Here is a 16504-nt window from a genome sequence, read left to right as displayed (position 1 = left end):
CTGTCTCGGCGCCCCCTCCCCGAAAACGAAAACGCCCCCGACGGCGAGGTCGGAGGCGTTCTCGCAGCAGAGAGAGACTATTTGACCTCGAACTCGCGCACCATTCCGTGCTCGACGTGCGGCTTGCCGTCCTTCATGTCGCTGATGAAGCACAGCATGACGTACTTGCCCGGGGTCAGGTTCGCCGTGAAGTACGAGACCTGCTTCGGAAGACCGGCCGACACGCCGCCGATCAGATCCGCCGGCGGCGGACCGGCCGGAGGATTCGGGCCCATCGCGGCGGTCATGAAGTCGCCGACGTCCTTCATCGTCTTGCCTGGTGCGTAGCGAAGGATCTCGATCTCGTGAGGCTGTGGACCCGCGTTCGTCACCTTGAACGTGTGCATGCCCGCGGTGGTGAGCGGGCCGGTCGCGTCGAACTTGTAGTCGGCGAGCGCAATCGTGACGTCGGCGGTCGGTTCAGCCGCGGGCGTGGCCGTCGCCGCGGTGACCTTGAGCGCGCGCACCATGCCCTTGTCGAAGTGGGCGACGTGGCTTGGAATGTCGACGAGACAGATGAGAGCGTAGTTGCCCGGCTCGAGATTGACGATGGCATCACTCTCGGCGCCCGGGTTCGGCGCGTTCGGGCCGGCGACGAGCGTCAGCCACGCGGGCGGCGGTCCCTTGCGGGCGAGGACCGCGTCCATCGCGGTCACCACGTCGGCCGTCGTCTTGCCGCTGTCGATGCGCACGAGTTGCAAGTGATGGATTCCCGGCCCGTCGTTCATGAGATGGAACGTCGTCCATCCCGCGTTCACCGAGTCCGGCGCGTCGAACGCGAAGTCTTTCGTGTGCACGACGGCGACGTGGGTCACCGGGTCGTACGACGCTTTCGATGCAGCGGCAGCGCCGGTTTGCGCCACGGGCGCGGAATCGGCCTTGGCGGCCTCCTTCTGGCTACACGCGCAGAGCGCGATTGCGGCGGCGGCGCCGATCGAGCCTAGCATTCGGTGCATCTGTTCCTCTCTGCTACCGGTGGGGGGGAAACGCCCTGAACCGTTTTGCAGCTCAGGGGGCCGTGAATGTAGCGCTTCGCCGCGTGTCGTGCGACGCTCTGGACGAAAGAAGAACATCGTCGGACATTGGGCGTCCATGTCCGACGATCGCCCGTGGTACCGCGAGCCAGAGACCTTCGTCGCCATCTCGGCGCTCATCGTCAGCCTGTCGGCGCTCGCCGTCGGCGTCTACGAGGCATCGCTTCAGCGGGCGCACGATCGCGCCGAGGTGTGGCCGAATCTCGAGGTCGGGACGTTCACCAGCGGCGAGGGCGCAAAGATCTTCGTGCACAACACGGGGCTCGGTCCAGCCGTCGTCGAGGCAATCGCGGTGACCGTAGATGACAAACCGTTGGGCGACTGGCGCGGGGTCCTTCAGGTACTGCTCGGCGATTCGTCCCGCGCTTTCGGCAACACCAGCTTGTTCGACCACGGCGTGCGTCCCGGCGACAATGTCGAATTGCTCGGACTCCCTACCGCGTCGCTCCCGACTCCCTTCTGGGAACAGATCGGGCGTGTCAAGCTCCGAATCTGTTATCGATCGGTCTTCGATGAGCGCTGGGTCGTCGATGCAAGACTCGGTATCGCGAGTCACCGCACCCCAGTGTCCGCGTGCCCCGCGCAAAGGGCCGGGGACGACTTCTAGGCGCCTGAAAGGGCGTGCGGAGAGGTGCCCAGGCTTGCCCGCGCCCGGTGCCTCGTTCAGAATGACTGGCGCGTCACGCGCGGCACCATCTCTCAACAACGCAGAGGCACGTATGCGTCGTCCCACCGGATTCGCGGCATCCGCCGCGCTCATTGGATTTCTCGCGCTCACGATCGTCTCGGCGGCGGCGGCGCAGCGCGGGCGCGGCGGCGACTCGACCGCGGGACGCGGGCTTCCCCTCGCTCCGACACACCAGCTCAAGTTCACGACGGACGAAGGGACCTGGCTCTCGCTCGACCTCTCGCCCGACGGTAACACGATCGTCTTCGAGCTGCTCGGCGACCTGTACACGCTTCCCGTCGCCGGCGGCAAGGCGACGCGGATCACGAGCGGTCAGGCGTACGACGCGATGCCGCACTATTCGCCGGACGGCAAGGAAGTCGTCTTCGTCAGCGACCGCTCCGGATCGGACAACGTCTGGTTGGCCAACGCCGACGGCACGAGTCCTCGTCAGATCACGCGCGACAACGCCAACACGCATTTCCAATCGCCGACCTTCACGCCCGACGGCAAGTACATCATCGTCTCGCAAGGGAACGATCTGCACATGTACTTCGCGCACGGCGGCACCGGCGGATTCCGACTCACGGGTGACTCGACGGCCGGCCGTGGCGGCGCCGCCCCAGCGGGCGGCGGGCGTGGTGGCGCCGCGCCGAACGTGTTCCTCGGTCCGACGGTGACGAAGGACGGGCGGTACGTCTACACCGCCATGCGAAACAGCACGGGCGGCGGCTACAACCAGACGGCGCTTGGTTGGCAGATCGGCGTGCTCGATCGCGAGACGGGCCGAGTGTTCACGAAGACGAACGAAGTCGGCAGCGGGATGCGTCCCGAGCTGAGCCCCGACGGACGCTGGCTCGCGTTCGCGACGCGCGTCGGCGCCGAGGAAGCGCTCATGCTCAAGGAGCTCGCCACCGGCGACGAACACATTCTGCTTCCGAAGGTGCAGCGCGACGACCAGGAGTCGCGGCCGAATCGCGACGTCTTCCCGACCTACGCGTTCACGCCCGACTCGAAGTCGATCGTCATCGGACATCACGGCCACTTCTGGCGCGCCGACGTGGCGACCGGCAAGGAAACGATGATCCCGTTCACCGCCGACATCGACATGATGATCGCCGGGCCGGATCACTTTCAGTACGCGTACAGCGACACGAGCATGACCGTGCGGCAGATCCGCGACGTGAAGCCGTCGCCCGACGGCAAACGCCTCGCGTTCGTCGCGCTCGACCGCGTTTGGACGATGGATTTGCCGAGCGGCACGCCGAAGCGCCTGACCGCGGACGAGGGGCTGGGACAGTTCCAGCCCGCGTGGTCGCCCGATGGACAGTACATCGCCTACGTCACGTGGAACGACGTCGACGGCGGCACGGTGTCGCGGGTGCGCGCCGACGGCAGCGGGCGCCCAGAAAAGCTGACGGGCAAGCCGGCGTACTACGAAAAGCCCTCCTATTCGAACGACGGCCAACGCATCGTCGTCGGCCGCGGTCCGCGCAACATGCACAAGGATCTGCGAGAGGATGAGCGTCCGCCCGCGGCAGCGGTCGGCGTCGAGCTCGTCTGGCTCCCAGGCAGCGGGGGCAACGAAACTGTGATCGCGCCGATCTCCAACTTCGGCCGGCCGCATTTCGTGAAGTCGGATCCGGATCACGTGTATTTCGCCGAAGGCACGCAGCTCGTATCGATGCGGTGGGACGGCACGGATCAGAAAACGATTCTACGTTCGGCCGGTGGCGGCGGGCGTGGAGGTGGTGGTGGCGGCGGCGCCGGCGAGATGATGTTGTCGCCCGACGGCAGCAAAGTGCTCGTTCAGGTGACGGATCAAGGCGGGCCGCGCGTCTATCTCATTGAAGACGTGCCGAAAGCGCCGAACGGCGCCGCGATCAACGCGACCAACCCGGCGCAGTCCGAAGTGCCGGTCCGCAAGGTGACGGGGATCGGCGGCGAGTTCGCCACGTGGGCCGGCGACAGCCATCACATCTACTACGCGCTCGGGCATTCGCTCTTCACCTACGACTTGAACGCCGCCGACGCGGCCGTTCGGGATTCGACGACGCAGGCGGCGGCACGACTCGCCCAAGCGGACAGCGCCGGTGGCGCCGGGCCGGCAGGCGGCGGCCGTGGCGGACGCGGAGGAGCGGCCGCGCGACCGATTTACGAGGCGACGCGGTTCGACGTGGCCATCACCGTCAAGAAAGATCGGCCGGCGGGCACGGTCGTTCTCCGCGGCGCTCGCATCCTCACGATGAAGGGGAGTGAGGTCATTCAGAAGGGCGACATCGTCGTGAAGGACAACCGCATCGTCGCCGTCGGGCCGCAGGGGAAAGTGCAGATCCCGTCGGGGGCGAAGGAGTTCGACGTGTCGGGCAAGACCATCATGCCCGGGTACGTGGACGTCCACGCGCACATCTGGCCGGCGTTCAACATCCATCGGTCGCAGCCGTGGGAGTATCTCATCAATCTCGCGTACGGCGTGACGACGACGCGCGATCCGCAGACGTCCACCACCGACGTCCTGTCCTACAGCGACATGGTGGAGGCCGGCGAGTTCATCGGGCCGCGCATCTACGCGACCGGACCGGGCGTCTTTCAGCAGACGAACATCCGCACGATCGAAGACGCCCGCGACGTTTTGAAGAAGTACTCGGAGTTCTACAATACCGAAACCATCAAGCAGTACATGACGGGCGATCGCCGGACTCGTCAGCTGGTCATCATGGCGGCGCGAGAGCAAGGGCTTATGCCGACGCTCGAGGGCGGCCTGGACTTCAAGAAGAACATGACCGAAGCGATGGACGGGTACATGGGGATCGAGCACACGCTGCCGATCGCCCCGCTGTACAAGGACGTCCTGACGCTCCTCAAAGAGTCGGGCACGACGTGGACGCCGACGCTCATCGTTCAATACGGCGGCCCGTGGGCCGAGAACTATTGGTACGAGCACTCGGACGTCGTCGGCGACCAGAAGCTTCGCCGCTACACTCCGAACGACGAAGTCGAGCGCAAGACCGAGCGCCGGCCGGGATGGTGGGCGCCATCGCAGTGGTCGTTCCAGCTCTTCGCCGAGCAGGCCGCGAAAGTGGTCGCGGCCGGTGGCCGAGTCGGCATGGGCAGCCACGGCCAGCTTCAGGGACTCGGCGCGCAGTGGGAGATCTGGAACATCGCGTCGGGCGGCATGCCGCGGTACGACGTTCTGCGTGAAGCGACGATCGTCGGCGCCGAAGCCATCGGGCACGAGAAGGACGTCGGCTCGCTCGAGGCCGGGAAGCTCGCCGACCTGCAAGTGCTCGACAAGAATCCGCTCGACGACATCAAGAACACGAACACGATCAAATACGTCATGAAGAACGGCCGCATGTACGACGCCAACACGATGGCGGAGGTGTGGCCGCGGCAGAAGCAGATCGCGCACCTGTGGTGGTGGCCATCCAACGCGCCCGGGAACAATCAGGACAAGCACTAGACGCGCGGCACGAACGATCGCGGCCCACCGAGTTCTGCCTCGGTGGGCCGCTTTCTTTTCGGGTGAACCGTCTTCAGTCCGCGCGCAGCGCGAGGTTCGGATCGATCCGCGTCGCGCGCAGCGCGGGCACATACGTCGCCAGGAGCGTCACGACGACGACGATCGCCGCGGCGGCCCCGTAGATCGCCGGGCTGGTCGCGCTCACGCCGTAGAGCAGCGAGGCGACGAGGGTACTCAGGACCCGCGCGGTCACCACGCCGAGGAGCACGCCGATCGCCGTCACGCGCAGCCCTTCACCGAGGACGAGCCGAATCACGTCTTGTCGCTGAGCGCCGAGGGCCACACGCACGCCGATCTCGCGGCGACGCTGGTTGACGCTGAGCGCGATCACGCCGTACAGGCCGACCATCGCCAGCAGCAGTGCCGCGCCGGCGAAGATGCCGATCAGCGTCATACTGAATCGCCGGCGGGCCAGCGATTCCGCCACCACGGCTGTCATCGGCCGAGGACTCGAGACGGCGAGCTTCGGGTCGATCTCGCGGACCGCCGTCTTGAGCAGCGAGAGCATCGTCGCGTCGTCGCCGGTGCCGCGGAGCACGATTTTCAGCCCCGGATAGGACATCTGCTGCTGCGGGACGTACGCCTCCGGCGTAGCTGGCGCATCGAGCGACCCATACTGCACGTCGTCGACGACGCCGACGATCGTGCGCGGCTCGCGCACGAAGTCGAAGTACGGGATGATTTGCCGGCCGATGGCCGCGCCGGCGAAATACTTCCTGGCGAATTCGCGGTTCACGACCGCGACACGCGCCCCTCCGCGCACGTCGGTCGCGTCGAACACACGGCCAGAGACGACCTTGATGCCCATGGCGCGGAAGTACTCGCCTTGCGTGACGAAGTACTCCGTGTGCGGCGCCTGCCCCGGCTCGGGCGTCGGCTGTCCCACAATCGCGAAGCCGCCCCCTTCGGCGGCGTCGGACAACGGCAGTCCGCTGATCGCTCCCGAGGCCTGGATGGCCGGAGTCTTGGCGAGCCGCTCGTCGAGCTGGCCGAAGAAGCGCGCCCATGCCGCCGCGTCTTTGACCGGATCGAAGCGGGCCCCGATGGGAAGCGTGATGCTCGCCGTAAACCGCCCATCCGCGCGGAAGCCCGGGTCGACGCGTTGGAGACGCGCGAAGCTCGTGGCCAACAGCGCCGCGCCGATGATCAATACGAGCGACAGCGAGACCTCGGCGACGACGAGCGCGCGACGTCCGAAGCGAGTCGCTCGGCCGCCCGTGGCCCGGGCGCCGGGATCGCGAAGCGTTTCGGCGACGCGATTCCAGCGAACCTGCGTGCTGGCGGCGAGCCCGAACGCCGCGCCGATCGCGATCGCGAGCAACGCCGCCACGCCGGCGATGCGCCAATCGATGCCAACATCGTCGGCCCGAGGCATCGAACCCGGCACGAGCGCCAGCATCGCCCGTGTCGCCCAGATGGAAAGCACCACGCCGAGGGCGGAGCCCGCCGCGGCCAGCAGCACGTTTTCGGTGATCAGCTGCGCCGCGATACGCGACCGACGCGCGCCGAGCGTCGTGCGCAGCGCGAATTCGCGGCTGCGCGCCCCCGTGCGCGCCAGCAGCAGGTTCGCCACGTTCGCGCAGGCGATGAACAGCAGGAACGCGACGGCCGACATCAGCAGGTAGAGGCCGCCGCGGATGTGCGTCGCCGCCTGATCCTTCAACGTGACGAGGTTGTAATCCAGCTTCAGCTTCGGCGCGTTCACCTTGAGAAATTGCTGAAGCGCCGACGATAACTCGCCGTGGGCGCGGGCCAGCGACGCGCCGGGCCGAAGGCGTGCGATCGCCGAGGTGTTCATCGCGCCGTAGAAGGTGCGATCGCTCGCCGAGAGCTGGAGCGGTGTCCAGATGTCGGTGCGCAATCCGAATTGAAGCGGCGTCGGCAGCTCGGCCCCGCGAGGAAACGCGAAGTCCGCCGGCATGACGCCGAGAATCTTGTACGGCGTTCCGCCGAGCTCGATCGAGCGTCCGACCACCCCGGCGTCGCCGCCGAACCGCCGCTGCCACAGCGCGTGGCTGATGATAGCCACGGGCGCCGCGCCGGAATCGCCGTCCGGCGCCGTGAAGTCGTGTCCGAGCGCCGGTCGGACGCCCAGCACCCCGAACAGCGATGGCGTCACCCGCGCGCCGGAGACCTGCTCGACGTCGCCGGAACCCCCGCCCGTGAGCGTGAACGGCCACGAGCGAAACGCGGCGATCGACGCGAACGACGCGCGGCCCGTTCGCTCGGCGTCGGAGTAGAAGCCGGTGGACAGCGGCAGTTGATCCGCGGGGCCCGCCGTACTCTGTGAGAGCCACACCATCGCCAGGCGGCCGGGGTCCGCGTAAGGCAGGGGGCGAAGCAACACGCCGTCGACGACGGTGAACACCGACGTCGCCGCGCCGATGCCGAGGGCCAGCGTCGCCAACGCCGCCAGCGTGAACCCGCGGTTCTTGCGGAGCGTCCTCGCGGCGAAGACGACGTCGCGACCCAGCTCGCGCAGTGAGTCCCGTCGCTCGCGCGAATTCACGTGCACGACGCGCGCGACGCTCAGCTCGGCGTCGATCATCTCCACATTGCCAAACGCGCGGGCGGCAGCATCGCGCGCCTCGGCCTCAGGCATGCCGCGCTCCATGAATTCCCGCGCTCGCATCTCGAGATGAAACTGCAGTTCGTCGCGCACGTCGCGCGCGGGCTCGGACTTTCGGAAGATTCGTTTCATCGATTCTCCGCTACGCCGACGCGGCGTCGATCGCCCGTGAGACGGCCGCCGAGAATTTCGACCAGCGCTTCGATTCCGCGCGGAGGTGCGCGCGGCCCGTGGGCGTCAGCTTGTAGTATTTGGCTTCGCGCCCCGTCTCGGAGACGCCCCATTCCTCTTCGAGGAGGCCCTTGCGCTCGAGCCGGTGCAGCGCGGGATACAGAGCGCCCTCCTGCACGATGACGCCCTCCGAGGTCGTCTCGCGAATCCAGCGCCCGATGGCGTAGCCGTGGCGCGGGCCCCAGCACACCGCTTTGAGGATGAGGATGTCGAGCGTGCCAGTGAACAGATCGGAACCGGCCATGTGAGTCGCTCCGGGTCGAAGGCCTTGTTCACTGAGGTATACGCCCGGGGGCATACCTATGTCAACTAGGTGTGGCCAGGAAGGAGGTCGCAGTACGCGAAACGGCCGTCGCGGACGACGACCTCGCCGAGCGTGTACGAAACCGGCGATGAGAATCCCGGGCCGTTCGAGACGAACGTGTGGAATTCGCCTCGCTCGCCGCACGGATCGACGGTGACGGGCAAATCCTCGAGCAGGGCGCGATCGAACGAGCGGCCGGCGAACGATGCGTCGAGCTGCGTCGTGTCCACACACACGAGACGCGCCTCGAAGCCGCGGTCGATGAACTCCTCGGCCAAGTCGCGCGTCGGCCGGCCCCAGAGTGGAAACGACGGACTGAATCCGAGAAGGCCGAGCCGATCCTCGCGGTACCGCCGCACGTCCTCGAGAAAGAGATCGCCGTACGCGACCGTCGTGAGCGTGGGATGTGTCTGTCGGAGCGTGTCGAGCGCGTACGACACCGCGTGGTCGTACAGCTCGTTCGAGCTGTTCGGCTGGAGCACGATCTCTTGGAGGGGAATGCCCGCTGAGCGCGCCTGAGCGCGGAGCAAGGTCCGCCTCACGCCGTGGATGCTGATGCGGTCGTAGCCGAGCGTGACCGACGTCAGCAACGCCACGACGTGCACCGACGGGTCGGCGCGAAGCGCGGCGAGCGTGAGGGCGCTGTCCTTGCCGCCGCTCCAACTGAGCGCGATGGGTTTTGGCGAGTCGTCTGTGGTCACGGCAAAAATTTACGCGGCGCGCCTCTCGCGCCCGATGGAGAGGGCGCGTTCATAGGCGTAGATTGGCGTGGTCGTCATCCGGATTCGTCACGTGCGCCATCGGTTGGGAATTGAGGCAGGGGGAATTGGAATCGTAGTCGCCGGGCTGGCGGCCGGCGGCCGGCAGGCCGCGGCGCAAGATTCGCTGCCGCGGAAGCTGCCTCCGGTCGTCACCGTCACGCGCGACGTCGGCCGATCGCCGCTGGATTTGCCGTACGGCATCGCGAACCTGCGACCCGACTCGCTGGCGCCGGGACAGGCTCACCTGAACGTCGACCAAACGCTGTCGTTTCTCCCCGGCGTCACGATTGCGAATCGGACGAATCCATCCCAGGACACGCGCATTTCGGTGCGGGGGTTCGGCGCGCGCTCGCAATTCGGCGCGCGCAGCATTCGCCTTCTTCGCGACGGCATGCCGCTCACGCTTCCCGACGGTCAGACGCCGATCGACTACCTCGATCTCGAGTCGGTCGAGCGCGTCGAAGTCATTCGGGGCGCGGCGGCGGCGCTGTACGGAAACGCCGCCGGCGGCGTCATCGATTTGCGCTCGGGCCCGCCCCCTGATGCGCCGTTCGCCGCGCAGCTGCGCTCGTGGCGCGGTAGCTCGGGACTGCGGCGCTATACGGGTCTCTTTGGCGGTGAAGCCGGCGCGATGATGTACCAAGGCAACATCGGGCGGACCGAGAGCGACGGCTATCGCGACTTCTCGCAGCAGCGGCTCACCAACGCTTTCATTCATTCGACGACGCAACTCGGAAGCACTGAGCTCGGCTTTACCGGAATGGGGCTGGACATGCCGGTGGCGCAAAACCCCGGCGCGCTCACCCGCGCGCAGGCGGACAGCGCGCCCGAACAGGCGGATGCGCAGTCGATTCTCAAGAAAGCACGCAAGGCCGTTCACCAAGTGCAGCTCGGCATCTCGGCGCGACGGCCGATCGCCGGCGACGGCGAGCTCACGGGTCAGATCTACGGTGGAACGCGTGCGCTCTACAATCCGCAGACGTTTGCCATCGTGCGCGTCGACCGGCATCAACAGGGCGCGGGCGCGCGACTCACGCTCCCGTGGCGCATCGACTCCGTCGAGAACCGATTCAGCGTCGGCGTCGACGCGCAGTGGCTCAGCGATCTTCGAAAGAATTGGGCGAACTGCAACGGCGTGACGACCGCCAACGCGACGTGCCCGGCGCTGCCGGTCGAGAAGGGAACGATCTCGCTCGACCAGCGAGAACGTGTGTCGAGCGTTGGACCGTACGTTCGCGACGAAGTGGAGCTCGGCCGCTTCCGCGGCAGCGCCGGAGTGCGAGCGGATCGAGTGCGTTTCGACCTCACCGATCACTATTTCGGAGATGGGCGCAACGACTCCGGTGACCGCACGATGAGGGCGGTCAGCCCGATGCTCGGCGCGGCGTGGAGGTTCTCGCCGGTCCATTCGGTCTATGCGAGCATGGGATCCGCCTTCGAGACGCCCACCACGACGGAGCTCGGGAACCAGGCCGACGGCACCGCGGGGCTCAACCGCGATCTGAAGCCGCAATTCTCGACCACGTACGAGGTCGGCGCGAAGGGGCTTGGCTTCGGCCGAGTTCAGTACGATGCGTCGCTGTTCGACACCGAGGTTCGCGACGAATTGATTCCGTTTCAGATTCCGGGTGGCAATGGCCGCACCTACTACCGCAACGCCGGCCGCACCCGCCGCGAAGGCGCAGAGCTCGAGCTGCTCACCGACGTCGGGCCGGTCACGCTGACCGGCGCGTACGCCTATTCACATTTCCGCTTTCGCAATTTCGTGAACGGCGGCGTTCAGTTCGCTGGAAAGACGATTCCGGGAATTCCGGAGCAGCAATGGCAAGCGGCCGCGACCTGGCACGTGCCGCGCGCCTTCGTGGTAGCCGACGTGCAATCCAAGAGCCAGGTGTTCGTGAACGATGCCAACGCCGCCGCGGCGCCTTCGTTCACGGTCGTCGACGCGCGCGTCGTCGGCATGGCGGCGTTCGGAAAACCATGGCTCTCTCCCGTCGTCGGAGTGCAGAACCTGTTCGACCGGAAGTACATCGGGTCCGTCGCCATCAACGCGACGGGAGCGTCGCTCGCCGCGACGAAGTTCTACGAACCCTCGCCGCGACGAACCTTCATCATCGGGCTGAGCGCCGCAACGAATCCGTGGTAGCGGTGGCGGGCGGCACGTACCACAGGCGCATCGACGGTCCGATGCGCGCCACCGCCGGGTAGTCGAGCAGCCAGTCGTACGCGCGGCCGACCCACTCGCCGGCGAGGTACGTTTCGCTCGCCGCGATCCAACCAGTCGGGCGCTCGTGAAGTCCGAGCTCGCGCGCGTTGGGAACGCCGGCCGCCGAGATGTCGGCGGTCCCGAAGTACGCGACGCGTACGGTGTCGCGAATGCCCCGAGCCACGATCGTGTCGCGCAGTCGATACAGGTCCTGACCCCAATCCAGGTTGCTGTCCACCAGCACGTGCTCGGGATGATCGCCCGCCAGCGCGTTGAAGTACGACAGGTGGTCCGGATGCGCGCGCACGACGATGAGCAGTGACCACGCGAGCAGCGCGCCGACCATCGCCCGCCCTCGAGCAGCGCGCGCCGCGCGGTCCGACCACAGGCGAATCGCGCCCTGTGCGGCCACGATCGCGAGCAACGGGTACATGGGGAGGATGAGCCGGACGCCGAGGTCCACGCGTACCGTGGTGCTGATGGCCAGCATCGCGAGCGCCGCGGCGACTGGAACCGCCGTTCGCCAATCGCGACGCGCCTTGGCGTCCGCCAGCGCGACGGCGGCGCCCACGATGGACAACAGCAACAGCGGGATCGGCGTTTTCACCGCGAGCGCCACGGGGAAGTAGTACCACCAACCGCGATTCGCCGGTGTGCCGAGCAAAAAGCTCGGATGTCCCGAACTGCCGTGCAGTAGGAACGTGTCCACGCCGGCGAGGAACGCCGGCGCCGGAACACTCGCGCCGCCCGGATGCATCGGCCCGATCGCGAACCGATAGATCGCCCAGATCACCAAGAGGAAGACCGCCGCGCTCGCGCCCACTTGAGCAAGCGCGCTCGGCGCGCCGCGGGCTTTGTCGATCGTCGCGCGCCGTGTGACCCACGCGTAGAGCGCGTAGCACACCACGAGCGCCCCTCCCACGAACGCGAGCGCCGAGAGCCGGCTACCCACGGCGAGCGCGGCGCCCACGCCAAAGGCGAGGGCGCGCGGCATCGTCGGCGACTCCACCCATCGCACCGCCAAGAAAAGCGCGAGCGTGGTCGTCGCGGCACACGCGATGTCGGTCGTCGCCAGGCCGGCGTGCGCGAGCACATTGGGATTCGTGACGAGAAGCAGCGTCGCGATCGCGGCTCCGGCGTCGCCGAGGAGGCTCCTCGCCCAGAACCAGACGACGAGCGTTAGAAGGACGAAGAACACCAACTCGCCGTGTCGCGCGCTCGCCAGCATGTCCGAGTAGCGCGCGCCCGACCCGAGGATCTTCGCGCCCTCGTCGTAGACGGCGGGGTCGTTGGTGGACCGAACGCCGCGAACGTACGGTCCGAGCGCCGCGGCGATTCGGCCGAGCGGCGGGTGTTGCAGGTCGTACGAATATTCGCCTGTCGTCAACCACTGCATTCCGGCCGCGAGATGCGCCGGCTCGTCGACGGTGCCGCTGAACACGCGCGCCGTGGACGCGACGGCGATCGTCGCGGCGAGGATCATCGTCCACGACAAGGCGGTCCAGTTCCGAGAGGTCGACGGCTTTGCGATCGCGCTCATTCTGCTTGAGAGGACGATTCACCGGCCCTACGTTTCACCGGCCCGCCCACCCCTGCCCGACGCATGGATTCAGAGACGATCGAGATTCGCTCGCTCGACGGGCCAGACGAGTATCAGGCGTGCGTCGAGCTTCAGTGTGAGACGTGGGGTGAGGGGTTCAGCGACGTCATCCCTCCAAGCATCCTGAAGGTCGCGCAGCGCGTCGGCGGCGTGGCGCTCGGCGCCTTCGCTCCCGGAAACCGGCTCGTCGGGTTCGTCTTTGGGCTCACCGGGGTCGAAAAAGGCCGGATCGTCCACTGGTCCGACATGCTCGCCGTGACGCCGGAGGCCCGAAATCTCGGCCTCGGCAGGCGGCTCAAGGAAGAACAGCGAAGGGTCGTCCGCGAGCTCGGCGGCGACGTCATTTACTGGACCTTCGACCCGCTCGTGGCGCGCAACGCGCACCTCAACTTGAACCGGCTCGGCGTGAGGGCCAGCGAGTACGTGGTCGACATGTACGGAATCACCGACAGCCCGTTGCACGGGGGCGTTCCCACGGATCGACTCATCGTCGCATGGCCCACTCGCGACGAGGAGATCGCCGAGCGACTCGCCGAGTCGGAACGCGCGCTGTCGTCGCTCGATTGTTGTCAGTCGCCGGTGGTCACGTCGGAATGGATCGCCGAAGTCACCGGCGCGACCATTCTTCCGCACTGCGTCCGCGTGGAGGTTCCCGCGGATGCGGAGACGCTGCTGTTGACCAATCCGGAGGAGGCGGGGCGTTGGCGTGTCTCCGTGCGAGAAGGCGTGTGCTGGGGACTCGCTTCCGGCTATTCCGTGAGCGCGTTTCTTTGGGCGGACGGCGGGTCACCGACGGCCGGCTACTACGTGCTTTCGCGAGTTGCCAGGAGTGCGTCCGGGGGCAGCCGATGAGCGTTCCTGAAACTGTCGCCGGACAGTTCGCGCCGAAACTCCGCGAGCGCCTGGTGACCCTCCGGCGCGATCTGCACCGCCATCCGGAATTGTCTTTCGCGGAAACAGAGACGACGGCGCGGCTCATCGCGGTCCTCGCCGAGATCGGCGTGTCCGACGTGACACGGGTCAAAGAGACGGGCGCGGTCGCCCGCGTTCCGGGACGCACGCGCTCCGCGCCGGTCGTGGCGTTGCGTGGCGACATCGACGCGCTCCCGATTCAGGAGGCGACGGGCCTTTCGTTCGCGTCGGCGGTTCCCGGAGTGATGCACGCGTGCGGCCACGACATCCACGCATCGTGGGCCGTGGGCGCGGCGGCGCTTCTCGCCGAGAATCCCGCCGAGGGCGACGTGCTCGTGGTGTTGCAGCCGGCGGAGGAAGTCGGGCAGGGAGCGCTCGCCGTGCTCGAGAGCGGCGCTCTCGACGATGCGCGCGCGATCTTCGGCGGACATGTGGATCGACGCTTCACCGTCGGTCAGGTGGTGGCCGACGACGGGCCGCTCGCCGCGTCGGCCGACACGTTCGAGATCGAGATCGTCGGCGCAGGGGCGCACGCCGCTCGCCCGCACGAGGCGAGAGATCCGATCGTCGCGCTTGCCGCGGTCGTGATGGCGCTTCAGACGGTCGTCGCGCGGCGGCTCAATCCGGCCACGCCCGGCGTGATCACCGTCGGGACGATCAACGCCGGAACGGCGTCGAACATCATTCCGGACGGGGCACGGGCCACGGGGACCATTCGCGCCGTCGATTCGGGATCGCGCGCCCTCATGCACGAAGAGCTGCGCCGGGTGACCGAGGCGGTCGCCTCGGGGTTGGGCACGGAGGCGCGTGTCACCATAGATCGCGGTCCTCCGCCAGTCGTCAATCCGGTTCAGCAGGCAACGTGGGCGCGCGAGGCGGCGTCGGCGGTCGTGGGTGCGAACAACGTGGTCCCACTAGGGTTTCTGAATCTCGCCGCCGAGGATTTCTCGAACTACATGGAGCGGATCCCCGGTTGTTTCCTTCGCATTGGCGCCCGCGAGCCCGGCGGCCCGGTCATTCCCGCGCATTCGCCGATGTTCGTGCCGTCCGAGGAATCGCTCTTCGTCGGCGCCGCGGTCTTAGCGGAATGCGCACGGGTCGCCTCACGGTCCATCCGATAGATTCGTTGACCGTGAAGATGGCTCGAAGGCTGGTGTTGATTGTAGGCGCTCCGCTGGCGTTGGCCTGCGGCGGCGATTCGACGTCCCCGTCGAGCGGTCCGCCCGCGCATCTCAACGCGGTCAGCGATCTCAATCGCGCCGCGGTCGTCGGGGACACGATTCCCGGCGGCCTCGTCGTCAGCGTGACCGACGCGTCCGGGCGGCCGGTTTCGGGCGCATCGGTGGCCTTCGCGGTCACCGGAGGAAACGGGTCGACGAGCCCGCGCATCGCGACGACGGGATCGAACGGACAGGCCAAGGCAACCTGGAATCTCGGCACGATCGCGGGCGACAACGTGATCACGGCGAGCGTCAGCGGAACAGGCGGCAGCGTGACGTTCCACGCGATGGGCGCGCCCGGACCCACGGCGACGCTGTCGCTGTCGCCAAAGAGCGTGCGCATGCCGGTCAACGTGGACTCGGCGCGAATTGCTGCGGCGAGCCTCGACATGTTCGGCAACGTCGCGACTCCGGCCCCCGTCCTCGTCGCGCGCGATCCGACGCTGCTCAGCATCGACCCGACGGGATTTGTGCATGCACTTCGGCGTGGATCGGCGACCTGGGTCGTCGCCACGTCGGGGCCGAAAGCCGACAGCGTCTTGGTCACGGTCCTCGCGGTCGGCCAATCGATCTGCACCGGAGCGCCGACCCCCGTGGATCTCGCCATCGGCCAGACGATCACCGGTGTTTCTGGCGACGGCTTCTGCGTTCATTCGTCCGCCGCCGGAGCGGAGTACGCGATCATCCCGTACTACAACTCCGGCGTGGCGAGCGCGACGACTGTGCTCGAGGTCCGCGGACAAGGGATCGCGCCGCTCGCGCTGCCTGTGGCGAACATCTTTCGCGCTTCCCCAGGGGCTCCGAACGAGAGGACGCAACAACCGCCGGTCACGATCGACTACAGCTTCGAGAGACGGCTCAGGCAGCGCGCTCGCGCCGAGGCGATGCGCCGTCCCGGCGGGCGCGCCGCCTGGCGCGCGAGCCTCGACGCGGCGCGCGCGACCACGACGCTGGCGATTCCGGCCGTCGGTGATCTTATCTCGCTCAACGCGAACTCCGCCGACCCGTGCGACAACCCGCAGCCCCGCGTCGCTCGCGTCGCCGCGATCACGAACAAGGCGATCATCGTCGCCGACACGAGCAATCCGGCCGGCGGCTTCACGGACGACGAGTACAAGTCGATCGGCGTGACGTTCGACACGCTCGTCGACCCGATCGACCGCGCCGCGTTCGGCACGCCGTCGGACATCGACGGCAACGGCCGCGTGATCATGTTCTTCACGCGCGCCGTCAACGAGCTCACGTCGCCGGGCGCCTTGGGCGTGACGCTCGGATTCTTCTTTCCGCGCGACCTGTATTCCAAGACCACGGCACCGGGCGGCCCGTGCGCAGGCAGCAACTTCGCCGAGATGTTCTACCTGCTGGTTCCGGACACGGGCGGGGTCGTCAACCAGAACAAGCGGTCGAAGTCGCTCGTGCTCACGCTGACGAACGGCAC

Annotated in this window: 11 protein-coding genes; 6 read left to right on the top strand and 5 right to left on the bottom strand. The window is 67.5% G+C overall.

Annotated features, from left to right (window positions below):
* Positions 1-77: 77 nt before the first annotated feature.
* A complete protein-coding gene (locus VGQ44_22110) occupies positions 78-995 on the bottom strand; it encodes a hypothetical protein (protein ID HEV8449533.1) in 918 nt (305 codons plus the stop codon).
* A 136-nt stretch (positions 996-1131) separates the two neighbouring features.
* On the opposite strand from VGQ44_22110, the gene VGQ44_22105 reads away from it, so the two are divergent.
* Positions 1132-1680, top strand: a complete 549-nt coding sequence (locus VGQ44_22105) for a hypothetical protein (GenBank protein ID HEV8449532.1) — start codon at positions 1132-1134, stop codon at positions 1678-1680.
* A gap of 112 nt (positions 1681-1792) precedes the next feature.
* Positions 1793-5203 carry an amidohydrolase family protein gene (locus tag VGQ44_22100; GenBank protein ID HEV8449531.1) on the top strand — a complete coding sequence of 1137 codons (3411 nt, stop codon included), beginning with the start codon at positions 1793-1795 and terminating at the stop codon, positions 5201-5203.
* Between the two features lie 73 nt (positions 5204-5276).
* Here VGQ44_22100 and VGQ44_22095 read toward each other — a convergent pair whose 3' ends face one another.
* The 3 genes from VGQ44_22095 to VGQ44_22085 all read right to left on the bottom strand — a co-directional run bounded on the left by VGQ44_22095 (position 5277) and on the right by VGQ44_22085 (position 9068).
* Positions 5277-7964 (bottom strand): ABC transporter permease, encoded by a 2688-nt coding sequence (locus tag VGQ44_22095; GenBank protein HEV8449530.1) that lies wholly within the window; start codon positions 7962-7964, stop codon positions 5277-5279.
* 10 nt (positions 7965-7974) lie between these two features.
* A complete protein-coding gene (locus VGQ44_22090; GenBank protein HEV8449529.1) occupies positions 7975-8307 on the bottom strand; it encodes a PadR family transcriptional regulator in 333 nt (110 codons plus the stop codon).
* 65 nt (positions 8308-8372) lie between these two features.
* Positions 8373-9068, bottom strand: coding sequence for a hypothetical protein (locus tag VGQ44_22085; protein ID HEV8449528.1), 696 nt, complete (start codon positions 9066-9068; stop codon positions 8373-8375).
* Positions 9069-9159: 91 nt separating this feature from the next.
* Between VGQ44_22085 and VGQ44_22080 the strand changes: the two genes are divergently transcribed.
* A complete protein-coding gene (locus VGQ44_22080) occupies positions 9160-11274 on the top strand; it encodes a TonB-dependent receptor (GenBank protein HEV8449527.1) in 2115 nt (704 codons plus the stop codon).
* On the opposite strand, the gene VGQ44_22075 is transcribed toward VGQ44_22080, so the two are convergent.
* Positions 11240-12874: a glycosyltransferase family 39 protein gene (locus tag VGQ44_22075; protein ID HEV8449526.1), complete on the bottom strand. Its 1635-nt coding sequence runs from the start codon at positions 12872-12874 to the stop codon at positions 11240-11242. The genes VGQ44_22080 and VGQ44_22075 overlap by 35 nt on opposite strands.
* A 63-nt stretch (positions 12875-12937) precedes the next feature.
* On the opposite strand from VGQ44_22075, the gene VGQ44_22070 reads away from it, so the two are divergent.
* The 3 genes from VGQ44_22070 to VGQ44_22060 form a co-directional block, all read left to right on the top strand.
* Positions 12938-13786 (top strand): hypothetical protein, encoded by an 849-nt coding sequence (locus tag VGQ44_22070; GenBank protein ID HEV8449525.1) that lies wholly within the window; start codon positions 12938-12940, stop codon positions 13784-13786.
* Positions 13783-14967 (top strand): M20 family metallopeptidase, encoded by a 1185-nt coding sequence (locus tag VGQ44_22065; protein HEV8449524.1) that lies wholly within the window; start codon positions 13783-13785, stop codon positions 14965-14967. The genes VGQ44_22070 and VGQ44_22065 overlap by 4 nt, the downstream gene beginning before the upstream one ends.
* A gap of 11 nt (positions 14968-14978) precedes the next feature.
* Positions 14979-16504 (top strand): hypothetical protein (locus VGQ44_22060; GenBank protein HEV8449523.1); only part of this gene is annotated, 1526 nt, incomplete at its 3' end.

The sequence above is a fragment of the Gemmatimonadaceae bacterium genome, from assembly GCA_036003045.1.
Taxonomy (GTDB): domain Bacteria; phylum Gemmatimonadota; class Gemmatimonadetes; order Gemmatimonadales; family Gemmatimonadaceae; genus JAQBQB01.
Note: the sequence above shows the minus strand (reverse complement) of the source record. Positions and strands in the feature narration are given on the sequence as shown.

Excerpts from the sequence above, each read along its gene's own strand:
- VGQ44_22110 (HEV8449533.1), bottom strand. The coding sequence starts at position 995 with ATGCACCGAATGCTAGGCTCGATCGGCGCCGCCGCCGCAATCGCGCTC.
- VGQ44_22105 (HEV8449532.1), top strand. The coding sequence starts at position 1,132 with ATGTCCGACGATCGCCCGTGGTACCGCGAGCCAGAGACCTTCGTCGCC.
- VGQ44_22100 (HEV8449531.1), top strand. The coding sequence starts at position 1,793 with ATGCGTCGTCCCACCGGATTCGCGGCATCCGCCGCGCTCATTGGATTT.
- VGQ44_22095 (HEV8449530.1), bottom strand. The coding sequence starts at position 7,964 with ATGAAACGAATCTTCCGAAAGTCCGAGCCCGCGCGCGACGTGCGCGAC.
- VGQ44_22090 (HEV8449529.1), bottom strand. The coding sequence starts at position 8,307 with ATGGCCGGTTCCGATCTGTTCACTGGCACGCTCGACATCCTCATCCTC.
- VGQ44_22075 (HEV8449526.1), bottom strand. The coding sequence starts at position 12,874 with ATGAGCGCGATCGCAAAGCCGTCGACCTCTCGGAACTGGACCGCCTTG.
- VGQ44_22070 (HEV8449525.1), top strand. The coding sequence starts at position 12,938 with ATGGATTCAGAGACGATCGAGATTCGCTCGCTCGACGGGCCAGACGAG.
- VGQ44_22065 (HEV8449524.1), top strand. The coding sequence starts at position 13,783 with ATGAGCGTTCCTGAAACTGTCGCCGGACAGTTCGCGCCGAAACTCCGC.